Consider the following 19663-nt stretch of genomic DNA (forward strand, 5'->3'; position numbering starts at 1 on the left):
CGCTAGAATCTGCGCTACCTTTCCCAGGCGACGAGAGCCGTTCATGAGCTTCGATTTCGACACCCTGCACCCCCGCCATGGCACCGGCAGCACCAAATGGAGCCGCTACCCCGAAGATGTCCTGCCGATGTGGGTGGCGGACATGGACTTCGCCGTGGCCGACGGCATCCTCCAGGCCCTGCGCCAGCGCCTGGAGCACCCGCTGCTGGGCTACAGCGTGGCCCGCGACGAATTGCGCGACGCGGTGGTCGCCGACCTCCGGGACAAGTACGCCTGGCGCGTGCAGCCCGACGAACTGATCTTCCTCCCCGGGGTCGAGCCCGGCTTCAACATGGCCCTGCATGCCTTCGTCAAGCCCGGGCAATCGGTGGTGCTGCAGACCCCCAACTATCGCCCGCTGCGCCTGGCCCCGGGCAACTGGGGCCTGGACAAGGTCGAAGTGCCGTTCCAGCTCACCGAGCAAGGCACCTATGTCACCCCCATGGATGCACTGCGCCAGGCCCTGCAAGGCGCCGGGGCGATGCTCCTGAGCAACCCGCACAACCCGCTGGGCAAGGTTTTCCCCCGGGACGAACTGCAAGCCGTGGCCAACGCCTGCCTGGATCAGGGCGCACTGATCATTTCTGACGAGATCCATGCCGAACTGTGCTTTGACGGCCGCCGGCACATTCCCACCGCGTCCCTGAGCCCGGAGATCGCCCGGCGCACCATCACCCTGATGTCGGCGAGCAAGGCCTACAACATCGCCGGGATGAAGACCTGCTTCGCCATCGTCCAGGACCCGGCCACCCGCCTGGCCTTCAACAACGCCCGCGCCGGCATGGTGGACAGCGTCAGCCCCCTGGGCCTGGAGGCGACCCTGGCCGCCCTGACCCACGGCGGCCCCTGGCTGCAGGCGCTGCTCGGCTACCTGCAAGCCAACCGCGACTACCTGCTGCACGCGGTGCAGACCCGCCTGCCGGGCATACGCATGCACGCGCCCCAGGGCACGTATCTGGCCTGGCTCGATTGCAGCGAGCTGGGGCTGGACGATCCCCATGGCTACTTCCTCAAGGAAGCCAAGGTCGGCCTCAGCGCCGGGCTGGAGTTTGGCGATGACTGCGGGCAATTCGTGCGCCTGAACTTCGGCTGCCCGCGGGCCATGCTCGAAGAAGGCATCCAGCGCCTGCAGGACAGCCTGCAACGGCGCTGATCGCCGCACAAACCCACCCCGCCAGCGCAGCCGCCAGGTTCCCGCCCCTGGCGCTGCGCCCTCCTGGCCCAGCCCCGCAGCCACGCCCCACCCTGCCCCGGCGGTGCGCTGACACGCGCCCAATGGATCCATAAAAATCACACCATTGGATCCACAAACCTCTAAAACCTCAAAAATAGCCGATTATCGAACAGAAAATCCGCGCATTCATTTGACACCCCCAGAGCACGAACCCTTTAATGGATCCATTAAATAAAAACAACAAACGCCTGGAGAGACGTCATGTACCCCAAGAATGCCTGGTACGTTGCCTGCACCCCCGATGAATTGCAGGGCAAGCCCCTGGGCCGGCAGATCTGCGGCGAACGAATGGTGTTCTACCGCGCCCACGAAGGCCGGGTAGCCGCCGTCGAGGATTTCTGCCCCCATCGCGGCGCCCCGCTGTCGCTGGGCTATGTCGAGAACGGCAACCTGGTGTGCGGCTACCACGGCCTGGTGATGGGCTGCGACGGCAAGACCGTGGACATGCCCGGCCAGCGGGTACGCGGCTTCCCCTGCAACAAGACCTTCGCCGCGGTCGAGCGCTACGGCTTCATCTGGGTCTGGCCCGGCGACCAGAGCCTGGCCGATCCGGCACTGATCCATCACCTGGAATGGGCCGACAACGAACAGTGGGCCTATGGCGGCGGGTTGTTCCACATCCAGTGCGACTACCGGCTGATGATCGACAACCTGATGGACCTGACCCACGAAACCTACGTCCACGCCTCCAGCATCGGCCAGAAGGAGATCGACGAGGCGCCGCCACAGACCACCGTGGACGGCTATCAGGTGGTCACCGCCCGCCATATGCACAACGTCATGCCGCCGCCGTTCTGGCGCATGGCCCTGCGCGGCAACCAGCTGGCCGACGACGTGCCGGTGGACCGCTGGCAGATCTGCCGCTTCAGCCCGCCCAGCCATGTGCTGATCGAAGTCGGCGTGGCCCACGCCGGCCACGGCGGCTACGACGCCCCGGCGGCATTCAAGGCATCGAGCATCGTGGTGGATTTCATCACCCCCGAAAGCGACACCTCGATCTGGTACTTCTGGGGCATGGCACGCAACTTCAACCCCCAGGACCAGGCCCTCACCGCCAGCATCCGCGAAGGCCAGGGCAAGATCTTCAGCGAAGACCTGGAGATGCTCGAACGCCAGCAGCAGAACCTGCTCGCCCAGCCCCAGCGCAGCCTGCTCAAGCTGAACATCGACGCCGGCGGCGTGCAGTCGCGACGGATACTGGAACGCCTGATCGCCCAGGAGCGCGAGCCCCGGGAAGCACTGATCGCGGCAAGCCGTTAAGCCCTTCTCCGCCCCCGACAGCCAGCCGGCCCGGATGCGGCCACTGGCGAGGACCGACAATGATCGACGTACTGGTGGTCGCGCGCCACAACGAAGCCCTGGACATCTGCAGCTTCGAACTGGCCGCGGCCGACGCAAGCCCCCTGCCCGCCTTCAGCGCCGGCGCCCATATCGACGTGCATCTGGCCAACGGCCTGGTGCGCCAATATTCATTGTGCAACCACCCCGAAGAACGCCACCGCTACGTGATCGGGGTGCTCAAGGATCCGGCCTCGCGAGGCGGCTCAAGCAGCCTGCACCAAGAGCTGGAAGTGGGCACGCGCCTGCGCATCAGCCAGCCGCGCAACCTGTTTGCCCTGGCCCCCGGCGCGCGGCGCAGCCTGCTGTTCGCCGGCGGCATCGGCATTACCCCGATCCTCAGCATGGCCGAGCACCTGGCCCACGGCGGCGCGGATTTCCAGCTGCACTACTGCGCCCGTTCCGCCGAGCGCGCGGCCTTTGTCCCGCGCCTGCGGCAATCGCCTTTCGCCGAGCGGGTCAGCCTGCATTTCGACGAACAGCCCGAGACGGCCCTGGATATCGCGCACGCCCTGGCCGCGCCGCAGGATGATCTGCACCTGTACGTCTGCGGCCCCGGCGGGTTCATGCAACACGTGCTGGACAGCGCCAGGGCCCTGGGCTGGAAGGAACAATGCCTGCACCGCGAGTACTTCAGCGCCGCGCCCGTGGACCACGGCAGCGACGGCAGCTTCGCGGTCAAGCTGGCCAGCAGCGGCCAGGTGTTCCAGGTGCCGGCCGATCGCAGCGTGGTCCAGGTGCTGCAGGACCAGGGCATCGAAGTGGCGATTTCCTGTGAACAAGGGATCTGCGGCACCTGCCTGACCCGGGTGCTGGAGGGTGTGCCGGAGCACCGCGACCTGTTCCTCACCGAGGAAGAACAGGCGTGCAACGATCAGTTCACGCCCTGCTGTTCCCGCGCCAAGACCCCGTTACTGGTGCTGGATCTCTAGGCGTTGCACGAAAGCCTCGATACTCGGTGATGCTGCGTTGAAAACGGTCTTGTGCGCGAGTCCGATCGGAATGCTCATTGACACCCCGTAACGTCGGACGCGCCCCCGGCCGCTCCTCGACCGTTTTCGCCTTGCCTGAACTTCGTCTCAAAACTGTTCGGACAGCGCCTTGCGCCTCACGGCGAGGGCAGGATCAGCTTCATGCGCTCATCGGCCACGGCCGAGCCGAAGATCTCGGCGTAGCGCAAGGTGGCGTTGGCATGCTCGCGCATCAGCGCTTCGGCCCGCGCGCCCTGGCCATTGACCAGGGCGTCGAACACCGAATGATGCTGCATGTGGGCGTAGTTGAAGCGCCGGTATTCCCGGGCCATGTCCTGGCGATCCACCGCCAGGGCGGTGACCGAGGCGAACGGCAGATGGTCGTTGCGCGCCAGGGCATCGGCGATCGCCGGGTTGCCGCTGCCCGCCACGATCACCTGGTGAAACCGCATGTTGAGGTCGTGGTAGACCTCCAGGTCTTCCTCGTTGACATAACCCTTGTCGAACAGCGCATCGCCCTCGACCAGGCAACGTTCGAGAATCGCCCGGCCCTCGGCCGACAGCCCGCGCTCGGCGGTCTGGCGCGCCGCCAGGCCTTCCAGCACCCCGCGCACCTCCACCGCCCCGGCAATGTCCTCGGCGCTGACCGACCGCACCTGAAAACCGCGACCGCCGAAACGCACCAAGAGGCCTTCCTGCTCCAGGGTGCGAAACGCCATGCGCACCGGCATGCGCGACACCCCGAAGCGCTCGGCGGTAGGCACTTCCATCAAGCGCTCGCCTGCCGCCAGCTCGCCCGAGGCGATCATCTTGCGCAGTGCGACCAGCACCGTTTGACCGGGTTTGCTCATCCGGGCAGCTTCCTTAAAAAAGGTGGGCGGCCATAGTAACGCAAGGCCCGCCACAACACGCCCCCCCGACAATACCTGTAGCCGCTGCTGAGCCCGCGAAGCTGCGCAAAGGTCCGCAGGACCTTGCCTGGCGTTCTCCCGCCGAACCTGCAGCGCCTTCGAAACCGCCGCGCCTCCTGCGACGAAGTGCCGCCCAGAGCGTTCGCAGCCTGCGGCAGCGGCTACAGGGTTTTCAGAGTGACAAGGGATAGCTGACGATCAGCCGGGTCTGGTCGAAGTCGCTGTTGAAGCTGCGCCGATTGGTGGCGTTGTTCAGCCGCAGGCTGAGGTTCTTCAGGGTGCCGCTCTGCAGGGTGTAGCCGATCTCGGTATCACGTTCCCACTCATGGCCGTCCTTGCCGGCCTTGGTGGTGGCGTTGTCGCCTCGCCCGTAACGCACCATGGCCAGCAGCCCGGGAACCCCGGAAGCGGCAAAGTCATAGTCGTAGCGCAGCTGCCAGGAACGCTCGCCGGCGTTGCTGAAATTGCCGTTGAACATGTCGTTGCCCAGGGTCCGGCCGCTGCTGCCATAGACCGACATCCAGGGGCTGTCGCCGCTGACCTTCTGCACCCCCAGGTACAGCGTGTGCCCGGCCCGCGCGGCGGAAAACAGGCCATAGGCGGTGTGGCTGTCAACCCGGCCGATGCGCGCGCTGCCATCGTCGCGGTCGATGAAGTAGCCCAGGTTGCCCCCCAGCACCCAGTCGCCCAGCGGCTGTTTGTGCTGCAGGTTGAAATAGCTCTGGCGGTAGATGTCCTGCAGTTGCGAATGCCAGGCGCCGAACAGGGTGCGCTGCTGGTTGAAGCGGTAGTCGGCGCCCACGTAGTTGAAGCCATCGGACTTCACCCCCGGCGCGGCCCAGGCCGACAGGTCCTGCATGTCCGACGAGTTGCGCAGGCTCACCGCCCGGTACTGCCCGGCCTGCAGGCCCAGGCCGTCGATCTCGCGGGACACCAGCATGGCCCCGCGAAAGGTCTGCGGCAGCAGGCGGCCATCGTCATAGCGCAGCAGCGGCACGTCCGGCAGCAGTTCGCCGAGCTTGAACTCGGTGGCGGAAATCCGCGCCTTCAACGCTGCCCCGGCGCGGCCGAAATTGTCCGCCGCGCGGCCGTCGTCGTGCAGCGGCAGCAACTCCGAACCGCTGACCCGGCGGCTGCTGTCGAGCTTGAGGCCGAACAGGCCGATGGCATCCAGGCCAACACCCACGGTGCCCGGGGTGTAGCCGGAGCTGAACTTGAGGATGAAGCCCTGGGCCCACTCCTCGATCTGCCCCTTGGGCGCGTCGTGGTCGCGAAAATCCCGGTTGAAGTAGTAGTTGCGCAGCAGCAGGTCGGTCTTGCTCCCCTCGAAGAAACCGCTGTCCTCGCCAGCCCAGGAAGGGGCGCACAGGCCCGCTGACAGACAAGCCCCGACCAGGGAACGGCAAAGCATCGGATGACGGGTGTTCATTATTATTGTTCTCCGTTTTTCATGGACGCAGCCGTGCCCCGACAGGCCCGTGACGGCCCGTCCATTCACGGATGCTCAAAAACCCGGCCAGGGCGGCCGGGGTTGTTCAGGTCAGCCCGTCAGAAGGGATACTGACGCGGCCGGTGTTGCACGCTGATCCAGTGGTCGCGGGTGAACTCGTCGATCGCCCAGTCGCCGTTGAAGCGCCCCAGCCCGGAGTTCTTCTCGCCACCGAACGGCGCGTTGGCCTCATCGTTCACCGGCACATCGTTGATGTGGGTCATGCCCGCGCGCACCTGGCGGGCGAAGTTCACCCCGCGCTCCAGGCTGCGGGTGAACACCGCGCTGGACAGGCCGAACTCGCTGGCATTGGCCAGCTCCAGGGCATGGGCTTCATCCCGGGCGCGCAGCAGCCCCACCAGCGGGCCGAAGATCTCATTGCGCGCCAGGTCCATGTCGGCCCGCACCTCGCCGTAGACATGGGGCGCCAGCAGATTGCCGTTCACCCCGCCCTCGTACAGCGGCTCGGCGCCCTGCTCCCGGGCCAGGGCGATCTTGTCCTGCAGGCCCTGCAACTGGCGGGCATTGATCACCGGGCCGATCACCGTCTCCAGCGATTGCGGATCCCCCACCTTGAGTTGCTTGACCCGGGCCACGAAACGCTGGGCAAAGGCTTCGTAGAGCCGCTCATCGACGATGATCCGGTTGATCGCCATGCAGATCTGCCCCTGGTGCAGGAACTTGCCGAACACTGCGGCGTTCACCGCCTGCTCCAGGTCGGCATCGTCGAGCACCACGAACGGGCTGTTGCCCCCCAGCTCCAGGGCCACGTGCTTGAGATGCTCGCCACCACTGGCGATGCGGCCGATACCGCGCCCCACCGGGGTCGAGCCGGTAAAGGTGATCAGCGCCGGCACCGGGTGCTCGACAAAGGCATCGCCAATCTCGCTGCCGGCCCCCACCACCACGCTGAACACCCCGGCGGGCAGCCCCGCCTCCTCGAAGATCCTCGCCAGCAGCAGGCCGCCGCACACCGGGGTATCGCTGGCCGGCTTGACCACCACCGCGTTGCCCAGGGCCAGGGCCGGAGCGATGGAACGCTGGGTCAGGTGCAGCGGAAAGTTCCACGGGCTGATCACCCCCACCACCCCCAGGGCGCTGCGGTACACCCGGCTTTCCTTGCCCGGTACATCGGACTCGACAATCCGCCCATGGACCCGCGCCGGGAACGACGCCGACTCCAGGGTAATGGCCCGCGCCGCGCCCCACTCGGCCAGGGCCTTGATCCGCGTACTGCCGGATTCGCGGATGATCCAGTCGACGATTTCCTCCTGGCGCCGGTCGAAGATCGCCACCGCCCGGTGCAGCACCGCCGCGCGCTGCGACGGGCCCAGGGCCGCCCATTGCGGCTGCACCTGGGCGGCCCTGGCGTAGGCCGCATCCAGGTCGCTGCGGTTGGCCTGGGCCACTTCCAGCAACAGCGCGCCATCGTAGGGGTTGGTCACCGCCAGGGTCTTGCCGGCGGCACCGGCGCGCCACTGCCCGGCGATGGGTTGCAGATGCAGATCGCGATAGGCCGCGTTGGATTCACTCATGAAAAATCTCCTCAAGAAACAGCATTCATAAACCGATGTGTCGCCCAAAACCCGGCTTGTATGGGAGCTGGCTGGTGTAGGAACTGGCTTGCCAGCGAAGACGCCCGCAACAAGCACACAAGACCCAAGGTCCTCTTCGCCGGCAAGCCGGCGCCTACAAGGCGGCGCGTTGCTCGATCAGCCGCAGCAGGCCGAGCAGGGTTTCGGTGTGGGGCACCGCCACCCCCGCCTCTCGCGCCCGGGCCACTACCTGGCCGTTGATCGCGCCGATTTCCGTGGGCCGCCCGGCCAGCACGTCCTGCAGCATCGAGGGCTTGTGGCTGCGGTGGTTGGCCATGGCAAAGGCCACGCTGTCCAGGCAGCGCTGGGCGTCCAGCACTATGCCCTGGGCGCCGGCCACGGCCACCACCTCCATGACGATGGCCCGGGCCAGCGCCACGCCTTCCGGCGCCGCGTCCAACTGGCCGACGGTGCAGCCGGTGGCCGCGCACAGGCTGTTCAGCGCCGCGTTGAAGGCGACCTTCTCCCAGATCGACGTCCACACCTCGGGGTCCACCGCGCAACTCAGCCCGGCCGCGTCCAGTACCGCCGCCACTTCAGCGCTGGCCTGGCGCTCACCCTCGTCGAGGGCCAGCACCCGGACCATGCCCTGGCCATGGGAATGCACCTGCCCCGGCCCGAGCAGGTCGGCGGGCCAGTTGGTCATGCCGATCAGCACCTGCCGCGGGGCCACATGCCGCGACACCGCTTCGGCGTTGCCCAGGCCGTTCTGCAGGGTCAGCACCCGGGTGTGCCGGGTGATATGCCTGGCAACGCTGCGTAAGGCACTGTCGGTGTGCAGGGTCTTGGTGAAGACCAGCAACAGGTCCGGGTGCCCGCTGGCCTTTTCCGGGCGGCAGGCGTTCAAGCCCCGGATGCGCCGCTCGCCGTGGTCGGTGGCCAGCAACAGGCCGTCACGCTGGATGGCCGCCAGATGCGCGTCGTTGATGTCCAGCAGCGTCACCTGCTGCCCGCTTTCGGCCAGCAGGCAGCCAAACAGCGAACCCATGGCGCCCGCGCCGAGAATGGTGATGTTCATCGAACCTCCTGATGGAATGAGCCTTTCAAGGGCCACGTTCATGACTGACCCGGCAGGCGCCGGGGAATGTGCCGGCGCACGATCAGCAGCGCGATCAGCGCCATGAGCATCACCGCGCCCAGCAGTGTCAGGTAGCCCTGGGCGCCGCCCCGGGTGATCACCAGGGCCCCGGCGAAGGCACTGAGGATCGCCCCCAGGCGCCCGAAGGCCAGGGCCGAGGCGGTGCCGGTGGCGCGCACGCCGGTGGGGTAGATAAAGGCACACAGCGCATACATGGTGGACTGCACCGCGTTGACGAACAGGCCGTGCACGCCGAAGCCGAAGATCAGCAAGCCGGTGTGCTGATGGATATCCACCCCCTGCAAGGCAAAGGCGCTGGCCGCGCCGCCGGCACAGCAGATCAGCAACGGCCAGAACGAGCCCCAGCGGGTGATGGCCACCGCACAGACCAGCGCGCCGATGACCCCGCCGAGGTTGTAGGCGGTCAACCCGGAACCGGCCACCGACAGCTCCAGGCCTTCGGCCAGGAGCATGGTCGGCAGCCAGCTGAAGGCGCTATAGACCGCGGTCAGGCACATGAAGAAGGCCACCCAGAGGGCCAGGGTGTCGCGCCCGTAGCCCCGGTCGAACAGACTGCGGAAACCGCCCTGCTTCTCGCTCTTCTGCTCCAGGGCATCGCTGTAGCTCACCCCTGCGGCCATGGGCCGGCCCATGCGCCCCAGCAACGCGCTCAACTCCCCCCAGCGCTGCGGTCGGCGCGCCAGAAAGCGCGGCGACTCCGGCAGGGTCACCAGCAACAGCAGGGCGAGCACCATGGGCAGGCTGCCACCAATGAAGAACAGCGTGCGCCAGCCATACAGCGGCAACACATGGGACGCGAACAGCCCCGCCAGCATCCCGCCCAGGGGCACGCAGACGATGGTCGCGGTCACCGCCAGGGTGCGCCGCCGCGCAGGGGTGAACTCCGCCGTCACCGTGGTCGCGCTGGGCAGCGCGCCTCCGATACCCAGGCCGGCGATGAAGCGCAAGACCGCCACCGCCAGCGCATTGGGCGCCAGGCCAATGGCGCAGGTGGCCGCGCCGAACACGAACACGCTGGCGATGACCGCCATGCGCCGGCCGAAACGATCGGCGAACAGTCCGGCACAGGCACTGCCGATGCCCATGCCGATCAGCCCGGCGGCCACCGCCGGGGCGAACGCCTCGCGGGTGATGCCCCATTCCTTGATCATCAGCGGAATGGCAAAACCGATCAGTTGACCGTCGAAGCCGTCCATGACGATGGACAGCGCCGCCAACAGCACCACCAGCTTCTGCATGCCGGTGAAGGGGCCCTGGTCGAGCAAGGTGCCGATGTCGGCATGGGAGGGAGCGCGACGCGCCGACTGGGGCGCATCGTCTATCGCTGCTGTGACCGAAGTCGTGTTCATATCCACCTCTTTTTATTCTTCTGGTGAGTCCGCAAGCTGCGGTGGGCAAGGCCGGGCACCGGGCCCGGCGACAAGGCTGTCTTCAGGGTTCGATGGTCAGGGTCGGCACCTCGATCAGTACCGGGCGCTGGCCCGCCAGGGCCGCGGCAAACGCCTCGGCAAACGCCTCGCGGGTGTTGGCCTGTACCGCGTGCACACCGTAGCCGCGGCCGATGGCGCAGAAGTCCAGGCCCGGCACGTCCAGCCCCGGCGCATCGCTGACCTGCAGCACATCGGCGAACCAGCGCAGGGCGCCGTAGGTGCCGTTCTTGAGAATGATGAACACCACCGGGATCTGGTACTGGGCGGCGGTCCACAGCGCGGTGATGCCGTAATTGGCCGAACCGTCGCCGATGATCCCGATCACCCGCCGCTCGGGCCGGGCCAGTTGCACCCCCACCGCCGCCGGCAGGCCGAAGCCCAGGCCGCCAGCCGCCGGGAAGTAGTAACTGCCGGGCTCGCGCATCTCCACCCGCTGCCAGAAGGCGCCGACGGTGGAGGTGGATTCCTTGACGTAGATCGCATCCCTGGGCGCCAGCTCGTTGATCACGTCGAACACGGTTTCCGGGTGCAGCAGGCCGCCGGTTTCCTCGACCGGCGCCGGTGCCGGCAAGGCTGGCGGCGGTGGCCGGTCGCACTCCGGCAGCGCCCAGACCAGGGCCTGCAGGGTCTCGGCAATGTCCCCTACCAGCGCATCGCCCATGGGCGAGCGTGCCGCTTCGCCGGGGTCGCAGGTGATGTGCAGCAGCTCGCAACCCTCGGGCAGATAGTCTCCCGGGGCGAACTGGTGGTAACGGAACACCGGGGCGCCCACCACCAGGATCAGGTCATGCTCCGCCAGGCAGCGGCTGATGCCGGCGATGGCCGCCGGCAGCACCCCGCGAAAGCTCGGGTGGCGGGTCGGGAACGGGCAGCGGGACGCGGACGGCGCGACCCAGGCCGGCATGCCAAGCCTTTCCGCCAGTTGCACCGCCAGGTGGTTGCTCTGGCTGCCGTCCACATCCGGCCCCAGCACCAGCACCGGGTTGCGCGCCGCCACCAGACGCTGCACCAGCTGGCGCAATTGCGCCGCCGAAGGCAGCCCGGCCGTGGCCACCTGGCGCCGGGCCAAGTGCTCGACCCCGGCCGGGGCGGCGCGGCCCCAGTCGTCGTAGGGAATCGACAGGTACACCGGGCCCTTGGGCGCCTGGTTGGCCATGTGGATGGCCTGGCTCAGGGCCCGGGGCACATCCTCGGCGCAGGCCGGTTCATGGCTCCACTTGACCAGGGGCTTGGGCAACTGCGCGGCATCGACATTGGCCAGCATGGCTTCGACGCCGATCATCGAGCGCACCTGCTGGCCGGCGGTGATCACCAGCGGGCTGTGGGAGTACCAGGCATTGGTCAGCGCGCCCATGCCGTTGCCGGTGCCGGCCGCCGCATGCAGGTTGACGAACGCCGGCTGGCCGCTGGCCAGGGCGAAGCCGTCGGCCATGCCGACCACCGCGCCTTCGTGCAGGCCGAGGATGTAGCGGAAGTCTTCGGGAAAACCCTTGAGAAAGGGCAACTCGTTGGAACCCGGGTTGCCGAACACCGTGGTCAGGCCGTGTTGCCGGAGGATGTCGTAGGAAGCGCTATGGACGGTTTTCATAGGGACCTTTGCCGCTGCTTTTTTAGAATTTGAGTTACTCTTGCAGCCGCGATGAAATTGATCAAATCGATACTATTTCTATTAAAAATAAGATCCATCTATATCCATGAGGCAGCATGAGCCACATCGATCTGAACCTGATCCGCACCTTCGTCACCCTCTACGAAGCCCGCAGCGTGACCCTGGCCGCCGAGCGCCTGTTCGTCACCCAGCCCTCGGTCAGCTACGCCCTGGCGCGGCTGCGGGACCTGTTCGACGACGGCCTGTTCAGCCGCAGCCGCGACGGCATCCAGCCCAGCCAACTGGCCGATGAGCTGTACCCGCCCCTGCGCGAATCCCTGACGCGGATCGAAAACACCGTGCACAGCACCCGGCACTTCGACCCGGCGACCACCGAGCGACGCTTTCGCATCGCCCTCTCCGACCTCGGCGAAATGGGCTTTCTGCCGCTGATCCTGGCGCGCCTGAACCAGCAGGCCCCGGAGGCCGAAGTCGAGGTCCTGCCGCTGCAGGTGGACCAGGCCGGGGAATGGCTCGGCAGCGCCAAGGTCGACGCGCTGATCTGCCGCAAGCCCCTGACCGGCACCCGCAGCCAGGTACTGATCCGCGAGCGCTACGTGTGCCTGCTCAGCGACCGCCACCCGCGCATCGGCGAACACCTGAGCCTGGAACAATTCCTCGCCGAACGGCACATCGCCGTGACCCGCACCACCGGCCACGGCAGCGTCGAGGACGTGCTCAAGCAAATGAACGCCACGCGCCGCATCAGCCTGCAGGTGCCGCACTTCTCGGTGCTGCCCAAGGTCCTGCCCGGCACCGACCTGCTGGCGGTGCTACCGGCGCAGATCGCCCGCCTGTTCACCCTCGAAGGCGGCCTGCGGCAACTGGAGCTGCCGTTCCCGTTGGGGGAGTTCGACGTGTCCCTACACTGGCACCCCAACAGCGACAGCTCCGCCGCCCTGACCTGGTTCCGCCAGACCGTGGCCGCGGCGATCATCGACGGCCAGGCGTGAAGCGGCGCCCGCGGGCGCATCCGGTTGCGCAGGCTAGGCCAGGGCCGCTTGCGCCTGCGGCGGCGCCGGGCGCAGCAGCAACAGGCAAGCCGCCGCCAGCACGAAGACCACGGCAAACACCCCGTACAGGTGCAGCGGCTGCCAGCCTGCATCCAGCAGCACCCCGGCCACCGTCGGCGAGACAATCGCGCCGATGCGCCCGATGCCGATCCCCCAGCCCACCCCGGTAGCCCGCACCGAAGCGTCGTAGACCACCGGCGACAAGGCATACAGCCCGGCCACGCAGCCGTTGGCGAACAGCCCGATCAGCAGCCCCAGGCCCAGGGCCGCGGCAATCGACGAGGCGCTGCCGACAAACAGCACCAGGAGCCCGGCGGTCACCAGCATGAACAGCGACAGCACCCGGGTCAGCGGCCAGCGCGAAGACAAGCCGCCGATCAGCGCCGCGCCGAAGATCCCGCCGACACTCAGCAGCACCCCGCCGGTGATCCCTTGCTGCGCCGAAAGCCCGGCGGCCACCAGCAGTTTCGGGGTCCAGCTCATGACGAAGTAGAAGCCGAACATCACCAGGAAAAACAGCAGCCAGATCAGCAGCGTGGTGCGCCGCATCGGCCCGGCGAACAGCTGGCCGAAGCCGCTGCCGGCGCCCTCCTCGCGCAGCGCCGCCGCGGGCAGCCGCGCCAGCGTCGGGTGCCCCAGGCGCTGGGCCAGGCGATTGACCCGCGGCAACGCATCGGCCGGGCGCCGGGCCAGGAGAAAGTCCAGGGATTCGGGGAGCCAGAGCAGCACCAGGGGGATCACCAGCAGGGTGACGACGCCGCCAAACACAAACACCGAGCGCCAGCCCCAATGGCTCAGCAGCCACACCGCCAGCAAGCCGCCCAGGGTCGCCCCCAGGGCATAGCCGGTGGATTGCAGGCTCACCGCCAGCCCCCGCCAGCGGCGGCTGGCGTATTCGGCGGCGATCACGTTGCTGCTGGCCAGGATGCCGCCGATGCCCAAGCCGGTCAGGCCGCGCAACAACGCCAGTTGCAACGGACTCTGGCTGGTGGCCGAAAGCAGCATGCCGACACCGGACAGCAACAGGCACCCCAGAATCAGCGGCCGGCGCCCGAAGCGATCGGCCCAGGGCGCGATAAACAGCGAACCGCCGGCCATGCCGAACAACCCGGCACTGAGCAGCAGGCCGATCTGCGCGCCGTTGAGTTGCCACTCGGCGGACACCGACGCGGCGGTGAAGGCCATCACCAGCACATCGAAGCCGTCGATCATGTTGAGGACGATGCAGATACCGATCGCCAGGCACTGGAACGCACCCATCGGCCCCTGATCGAGCCGTTGCTTGAGATCACCGTTCATGGCCGCACCTGCCGTTCGGCCACGAGCCGAAGCGCAACACCCAGCGAACCTGTGCACACAGACAGCCAGCGCGCGCCAGCCAGGTGGCTGCACGCCGTCGAAAAGACATTCATGACGAAACCCTTTTTGTTGTTTTTATTGCGGACGGTCAGGAGGGCTCCTGCCATCGCCAGGTCGCCAATAAAGCGCTTAATGGATCCATTAGCAAGAGAGAAGCGGGCTGAAAAGGCTGCTCAAAAACCCCTTGGCCAGCCATGGACGGGGTCAATTACCATAAGGATCAAACGCTTAGGTGCCCGACACGGCGCCGGGATTAGCGGGCGATTATCGGCCAACCAAGCATGTGGCGAGGGAGCTTGCTCCCGATCGATGGCGCAGCCATCGCACAGCCTGCGGGTGCGGTAGGCCTGGAAACGCTCGCCGGCCAGCGATGGGGGCGCTGCGCACCCCAGCGGGAGCAAGCTCCCTCGCCACAAGGTTTTCCCCCTTGATTGGATCCAATAACCTGCATCACCTCAGATAAAGGCCAACCCTGCCCGGGCGCTGCGTACCGCCGTCATCCGCGGTTCGACCTGGGGCAACAGGTAGCTGAAAAAGAACCCCGCCGTCTCCAGCTTGGCCCCCCGCAGCGGGTCGCCCTCGGGCAGCCTGCGCGACACCCGTGCCGCCCGGGTCCAGGCCAGCGCCAGCAGGCTCAGGCCACACAACGCCAGAAAGTCCCCGGCCGCGCGATACGGGTACTCGGCATCCTCCAGCGCCCACTGCTGCACCTGGGCCACCAGTGCCTGCAACGCCTCGGCCAGATCCGCCAACGACCGGGCGAACCGCGCGCACTCGGGCACCTGGGCGCTGTGCCCGGCCTCATCGCGCAATTGCTCAAGCAACAGCGCGAAGCCCTGCCCGCCATCCCCCAGCACCTTGCGCAACAGCAGGTCGTTGGCCTGAATCTCGTTGCTGCCTTCGTAGATCATGGCGATGCGGCTGTCGCGCAGGGTCTGCTCGATGGCGAACTCGGCGACGTAGCCGTAGCCGCCGAAGACCTGCAAGGCGTTGCTGGCCTGACGAAAGCCCTGCTCGGTAAAGAACGCCTTGATGATCGGCGTCAGCAGTTGCGCCAGCTGATCGGCCTGGCGCCGGACCTGGGGTTCAGGGTGATGCTCGGCCTGATCCAGCAAGTGCGCGGCCCAGTAGCCGATGGCCCGCAGGCCTTCGCTGGTGGCGCGCAATTCCAGCAGCACGCGGCGCATGGCCGGGTGGTAGCGAATCGGGTCGGCGGCCTGGGCGGCGACCCCGGCGGGGCGCAACGGCGCACGCATCTGCTGGCGTTCGCCGGCGTAGTCACGGGCGTTCTGCCACGCCGCTTCGACATGCCCCAGGCCTTGCAGGCCCACGTGCAGGCGCGCCGAATTCATCATCACGAACATCGCCGCCAGGCCGCGATGGGCCTCGCCCACCAGCCAGCCCTGGGCCGCCTCGAACACCAGGGAACAGGTGGCGCTGCCCTTGATCCCCATCTTGTGTTCGATGCCGTCGCAGCGCACGCCGTTGCCCTGGCCCCGCTCCAGGCGCTTGGGCACCAGGAACAGCGAGATCCCGCGGCTGCCCTCCGGCGCGCCCGGCAGCCGGGCCAGCACCAGGTGTAGGATGTTGTCGGTGAGGTCATGTTCGCCGCCGGAAATGAACAGCTTGCTGCCGCTGAGGCGATAGCTGCCGTCGGCCTGGGGCTCGGCGCGACAGCGCAACAGGCCGACATCACTGCCGGCCTGGGGCTCGGTCAGGCACATGGTGGGCAGGCTTGCGCCGCTGATGATCTCGGGCAGGTAGCGCTCCTGGAGCCAGGGCGCGCCGTGGGTCTTGAGGCACAGGTAGGCGCCGTGGGCGATGCCGGTGTACATGGCCCAGGCGTGGTTGCTGGCGTAGAGCATCTCTTGCAGCGCCGCGTCCAGCAGTTGCGGCAGGCCCTGGCCACCCAGGGCTTCGGCGCAAGCCAGGGCCGGCCAGCCGCCCTCGACATAGGCCCGGTAGGCCTCGGCAAACCCCTGCGGGGTGCTGACCTGCCCGTCCGCCCACCGGCAGCCCTGGCGATCGCCGCTGGCGTTCAGCGGCGCCAGCACGTCCTGGCTGAAACGCCCGGCCTGCTCCAGCACCTGCAGCGCCAGGGGCAGGTCCAGCGCCTCGAACGCCGGGCTCCGACGCCACGCCTCGGGGGCCTCCAGCCAGTGCTCAAGGACAAATTGCATATCGCGCAGCGGCGCCTGGTAGCTCCACATGGGGACACCTCATCGAGTAGAAATAGAATGACCCGCCAGGGGCGGCGGGCCGGTCGGGCTCAGCCGCGCCAGGCCGGGTTTTCGATCAACAGCGCCATGCCCTGGCCGCCTCCCACGCAGGCGGCGGCGATCCCGAAGCGCAGGTTGTGCTCGCGCAGTTGCCGGGCCAGGGTCAGCACCAGGCGCAGGCCGCTGGCGGCCAGGGGATGACCCAGGGCCAGGGAGCCGCCCCGGGCATTCAGGCGGTCACTGTCCAGCTCCAGCTCCCGGGCCACGGCCAGCACCTGGGCCGCCTGAGCCTCGTTGATTTCAAGGCGACCGATCTGCTCCAGGCCCAGGCCGCTGCGCTGCAGGAGCAGGCGGATCGCCGGGGCCGGACCGATGCCCATGCACTCCGGCGCCACCCCGACCACCGCGCTGGCCCGCAACAGCGCCAGGGGCGCAGCACTGCAGGTCGATGCCCGCCCGACCAGGGCCGCCGCCGCGCCATCGACCACCGCGCAACTGTTGCCGGCGGTCTGCACCCCGCCCTCGTGGATCGTCCGCAAGCGCGCCAGGGCAGACAGCTCACCAGGGCGCGGATGACTGTCCTGGCTGACCGTCTCGACACCCCGTGGCAGGCGAATGCCGCGCGGTCGATAGCCGTCGAGTTCGAAGGCCTGCTGGCTTACGGCGACGATTTCCGGCGCGAACCAGCCCGCCTGCTGCGCCGCCAACGCCCGCTGATGGCTGGCGCAGGCATAGCCGTCCACGGCTTCGCGGGTCAGGCCATAACGCCGCGCCAGATTGTCGGCGGTGGCGATCATGTCCAGCCCCGGCGCCGGGTCGTACAACGCCTCCCATAAGAAATCCTTGAACTGCACCGCCGCCCCCAGGCGAAAGCCGCCGCGATGGGTGTAGGCGGCAATCGGGTTACGCGACATCGATTCACTGGCCACGCACAACGCCAGTTGCACCTCGCCCCGCAGCTGCTCGGCCGCCTGGCGCAACAGCTCGAAACCGGTGGCGCAGATGCGCTGCACCCCCAGGGCCGGCACCGCTTGCCCGACGCCGCTGTACAGGCCGATGTGCCGGGGCAGCAGGTAGGCGTCGAAACTGGCCTGGGCCATGGAGCCGGCCAGCACGCTGTCCACCGCCCGGGCATCGATGCCGGCGCGCTGCAGTACCTCGCGGCCGACCTTGATCCCCAGATCGATCGGCGAGATCTCCGCCAGGTCCCCGCCAAGGTCGACCCAGGGCGTGCGCAACGCCTCAAGGATCGCCACATCGGCAAACTCGCTGTACTGCCCGGCGCCGTTCATGGCTTGGGCTCGGCGCGCAGGATCGACGGTTCGCGGCCGCGATACAGGTCCTCGACCTGCTCGGCGCGCCACTGCAACACCGCGCGCTGGTTGATCGAGCCCTTGTCGGTGATTTCCCCGCGGTCGATGGACGCCGGCTCCACCTGCAGGGCGATCCACTCCAGGCGGCTGGCGTTGCCGCTGGCCTCGCGGTTCAGGCGCTGCAACCAGTCGCCGAACCACTGGCGCACCGGCGCACTGGCCAGCACCTGGGCATCGCTGGCCTCGGCGCCCAGCGCCGCCAGCCGCCGGCATTCATACAGCCGCGGGAACACCAGGGCCCCCAGGCACTCGCGGTCCGGGGCGGCCACCACCAGATCCTGGACATAGGGCGAGCCTTCGAGCACCGCGCGATTGCGCAGCGGGCCGACGCTGACAAAGACCCCGGACGACAACTTGAAATCCTCGGCAATGCGCCCGTCGAACATCAGCCCCAGCTGCGGGTCCTGGGGGTCGGCGAGCTTGAGTGCATCCCCCGAGCAATAGAAGCCCTGGGCGTCGAACACCTCGGCGGTCTGCTGCGCCGCGCGCCAGTAGCCGGGCATGATGTGCGGCCCGCGAAAGCGCCCCTCGAGCTTGCCGTCCACCGGCACCAGGCGCACTTCGCACCCCGGCGCCGGCAGGCCGATGTAGCCGGCCATCGACAGCGGCCCGGTGGTGAAGGTGCAGGACGGCGCGGCCTCGGTCATGCCGAGCCCGGCCATCATGCGGATGCGTTCGCCGCAATGCTGCTCGGCGACCCGGTCGAGACGGTCCCAGACACTTTGCGACAGCCCGGCGGCGGCGAAGAAGAACAGGCTCATGCGCTTGAAAAAACACTCGCGCAGCTCGGCGTCCTGCTCCAGGGCGTTGACCAGCTCCTCCCAGCCCTTGGGCACGGTCAGGTAGGCGGTGGGGGAAATCTCCTTGAGGTTGCGCAAGGTCTCGGCAAAGCCCTGGGCCGTGGGCTTGCCGTCGTCCAGATAAAAACTGCCGCCGTTGTAGAGCACGATGCCGACGTTATGGCTACCACCGAAGGTGTGGTTCCAGGGCAGCCAGTCCACCAGCACCGGCGGCTCTTCGCCGAACACCGGGAAGGTCTGCAACAGCATCTGCTGGTTGGCGCAGAGCATGCGCTGGGTGGTGATCACCGCCTTGGGCAGCTTGGTCGAGCCCGAGGTGAAGAGAAACTTGGCGATACTGTCCGGCCCGGTGGCGGCAAAGGCCGCATCGGCCTCGGCCCCACCGGGCTCGGCCAGCAGACTGGCGAAGCTCGCCTGGCGTCGCCCCGGCACCTGGCCACGCACGCAGATCAGCGGCGTCTCGGGGGGCAGCACCGCGTCGATGGCCCGCTGGTAGGCGCCAGCATCGCTGACAAACACCAGCCCCGGCTGCAACAGGTCGCAGACGTGGCGCAGCTTGGCAAAGTCCTGGGACAACAGCGAATAGGCCGGCGACACCGGGCAATAGGGAATCCCGGCGTACATCGCGCCCAGGGCCAGTTGCAGGTGTTCGATGTCATTGCCCGAAAGCAGCGCCAGCGGCTTGTCGGCGGACAAGCCGTAGCCGAGCAGGCCCTGGGCGATGGCGCGCACGCTGTCGAGCATCTGCCCATAGCTGACCCGGCGCCAGTCGCCGCCGGCCTCGCGGGCGGCAATGAAGGTCTGCTCGGGGCGCACCCGGGCCCAGTGCAGCAGGCGATCAAGCAAGCGCTGCGGCAAGGGCGCCAGGGGTTCCAGGGAGCGCATGTGCAACACGCCCTGCTCTTCACTGACAGCAACCGCCGGCCGGCCGATGGACACCTGGCGGTAACGCGGCGGCTCGGCCGCGGGTGGGGATGGCGCTCTGAATTGGCAACTCACGTACATGTCCTCCATCAAGGCACGCCTGCGCCGCGCACGCAGGGCGACGGCTGGCAAGCGTGGCAGCCGGGGGCTGCGGCCTTGTTATTGTTATGCCCTGCCTGCACACGGGCCGCGTGCTCAAGAACCTGCTTGCGATCTGCTGC

13 protein-coding genes and 1 pseudogene are annotated in these 19663 nt (G+C 67.9%); 4 read left to right on the forward strand and 10 right to left on the reverse strand.

The features are described 5' to 3' along the window. The first annotated feature begins 43 nt into the window (after positions 1-43). The 3 genes from DWF74_RS03080 to DWF74_RS03090 all read left to right on the forward strand — a co-directional run bounded on the left by DWF74_RS03080 (position 44) and on the right by DWF74_RS03090 (position 3543). Positions 44-1192, forward strand: coding sequence for a MalY/PatB family protein (locus DWF74_RS03080; protein ID WP_115580291.1), 1149 nt, complete (start codon positions 44-46; stop codon positions 1190-1192). Positions 1193-1474: 282 nt separating this feature from the next. Then, complete coding sequence (locus tag DWF74_RS03085; RefSeq protein WP_115580292.1) at positions 1475-2533, forward strand: aromatic ring-hydroxylating oxygenase subunit alpha; 1059 nt, start codon at positions 1475-1477, stop codon at positions 2531-2533. A gap of 59 nt (positions 2534-2592) precedes the next feature. Continuing rightward, a complete protein-coding gene (locus tag DWF74_RS03090) occupies positions 2593-3543 on the forward strand; it encodes a PDR/VanB family oxidoreductase (RefSeq protein WP_060843880.1) in 951 nt (316 codons plus the stop codon). Positions 3544-3719: 176 nt separating this feature from the next. Here DWF74_RS03090 and DWF74_RS03095 read toward each other — a convergent pair whose 3' ends face one another. The 6 genes from DWF74_RS03095 to mdlC form a co-directional block, all read right to left on the reverse strand. Further along, a complete protein-coding gene (locus DWF74_RS03095; RefSeq protein WP_060839774.1) occupies positions 3720-4433 on the reverse strand; it encodes a GntR family transcriptional regulator in 714 nt (237 codons plus the stop codon). A gap of 232 nt (positions 4434-4665) precedes the next feature. Then, positions 4666-5922 carry an OprD family porin gene (locus tag DWF74_RS03100; protein ID WP_115580293.1) on the reverse strand — a complete coding sequence of 419 codons (1257 nt, stop codon included), beginning with the start codon at positions 5920-5922 and terminating at the stop codon, positions 4666-4668. Positions 5923-6041: 119 nt separating this feature from the next. Beyond that, on the reverse strand, positions 6042-7517 hold the full coding sequence (locus DWF74_RS03105) for an aldehyde dehydrogenase family protein (protein ID WP_115580294.1): 1476 nt from the start codon (positions 7515-7517) through the stop codon (positions 6042-6044). Positions 7518-7671: 154 nt separating this feature from the next. Then, positions 7672-8595 carry a ketopantoate reductase family protein gene (locus DWF74_RS03110; RefSeq protein WP_115580295.1) on the reverse strand — a complete coding sequence of 308 codons (924 nt, stop codon included), beginning with the start codon at positions 8593-8595 and terminating at the stop codon, positions 7672-7674. A gap of 38 nt (positions 8596-8633) precedes the next feature. Beyond that, positions 8634-10025 (reverse strand): MFS transporter, encoded by a 1392-nt coding sequence (locus DWF74_RS03115; protein ID WP_102863127.1) that lies wholly within the window; start codon positions 10023-10025, stop codon positions 8634-8636. An 82-nt stretch (positions 10026-10107) separates the two neighbouring features. Then, a complete protein-coding gene (gene mdlC, locus DWF74_RS03120) occupies positions 10108-11694 on the reverse strand; it encodes a benzoylformate decarboxylase (protein WP_115580296.1) in 1587 nt (528 codons plus the stop codon). A 116-nt stretch (positions 11695-11810) separates the two neighbouring features. Here mdlC and DWF74_RS03125 point away from each other — a divergent pair, with 116 nt between their 5' ends. After that, positions 11811-12707 (forward strand): LysR family transcriptional regulator, encoded by an 897-nt coding sequence (locus DWF74_RS03125; protein WP_115580297.1) that lies wholly within the window; start codon positions 11811-11813, stop codon positions 12705-12707. Between the two features lie 53 nt (positions 12708-12760). Here DWF74_RS03125 and DWF74_RS03130 read toward each other — a convergent pair. From DWF74_RS03130 to DWF74_RS03145, 4 genes and pseudogenes are all read right to left on the reverse strand, one after another. Then, positions 12761-14066 (reverse strand): annotated as a pseudogene (locus tag DWF74_RS03130) (MFS transporter); the annotation flags it as partial. A gap of 515 nt (positions 14067-14581) precedes the next feature. After that, positions 14582-16336 carry an acyl-CoA dehydrogenase gene (locus DWF74_RS03135; RefSeq protein WP_115580298.1) on the reverse strand — a complete coding sequence of 585 codons (1755 nt, stop codon included), beginning with the start codon at positions 16334-16336 and terminating at the stop codon, positions 14582-14584. 59 nt (positions 16337-16395) lie between these two features. Beyond that, a complete protein-coding gene (locus tag DWF74_RS03140) occupies positions 16396-17637 on the reverse strand; it encodes a thiolase family protein (protein WP_115580299.1) in 1242 nt (413 codons plus the stop codon). Continuing rightward, positions 17634-19517, reverse strand: a complete 1884-nt coding sequence (locus tag DWF74_RS03145) for a feruloyl-CoA synthase (RefSeq protein WP_060841966.1) — start codon at positions 19515-19517, stop codon at positions 17634-17636. Before DWF74_RS03145 ends, DWF74_RS03140 begins: the two co-directional genes overlap by 4 nt. Positions 19518-19663: the final 146 nt, after the last annotated feature.

Source organism: Pseudomonas protegens, assembly GCF_003363755.1.
Lineage (GTDB): Bacteria > Pseudomonadota > Gammaproteobacteria > Pseudomonadales > Pseudomonadaceae > Aquipseudomonas > Aquipseudomonas danubii.

Excerpts from the sequence above, each read along its gene's own strand:
- DWF74_RS03080 (WP_115580291.1), top strand. The coding sequence starts at position 44 with ATGAGCTTCGATTTCGACACCCTGCACCCCCGCCATGGCACCGGCAGC.
- DWF74_RS03085 (WP_115580292.1), top strand. The coding sequence starts at position 1,475 with ATGTACCCCAAGAATGCCTGGTACGTTGCCTGCACCCCCGATGAATTG.
- DWF74_RS03090 (WP_060843880.1), top strand. The coding sequence starts at position 2,593 with ATGATCGACGTACTGGTGGTCGCGCGCCACAACGAAGCCCTGGACATC.
- DWF74_RS03095 (WP_060839774.1), bottom strand. The coding sequence starts at position 4,433 with ATGAGCAAACCCGGTCAAACGGTGCTGGTCGCACTGCGCAAGATGATC.
- DWF74_RS03100 (WP_115580293.1), bottom strand. The coding sequence starts at position 5,922 with ATGAACACCCGTCATCCGATGCTTTGCCGTTCCCTGGTCGGGGCTTGT.
- DWF74_RS03105 (WP_115580294.1), bottom strand. The coding sequence starts at position 7,517 with ATGAGTGAATCCAACGCGGCCTATCGCGATCTGCATCTGCAACCCATC.
- DWF74_RS03110 (WP_115580295.1), bottom strand. The coding sequence starts at position 8,595 with ATGAACATCACCATTCTCGGCGCGGGCGCCATGGGTTCGCTGTTTGGC.
- DWF74_RS03115 (WP_102863127.1), bottom strand. The coding sequence starts at position 10,025 with ATGAACACGACTTCGGTCACAGCAGCGATAGACGATGCGCCCCAGTCG.
- mdlC (WP_115580296.1), bottom strand. The coding sequence starts at position 11,694 with ATGAAAACCGTCCATAGCGCTTCCTACGACATCCTCCGGCAACACGGC.
- DWF74_RS03125 (WP_115580297.1), top strand. The coding sequence starts at position 11,811 with ATGAGCCACATCGATCTGAACCTGATCCGCACCTTCGTCACCCTCTAC.
- DWF74_RS03135 (WP_115580298.1), bottom strand. The coding sequence starts at position 16,336 with ATGTGGAGCTACCAGGCGCCGCTGCGCGATATGCAATTTGTCCTTGAG.
- DWF74_RS03140 (WP_115580299.1), bottom strand. The coding sequence starts at position 17,637 with ATGAACGGCGCCGGGCAGTACAGCGAGTTTGCCGATGTGGCGATCCTT.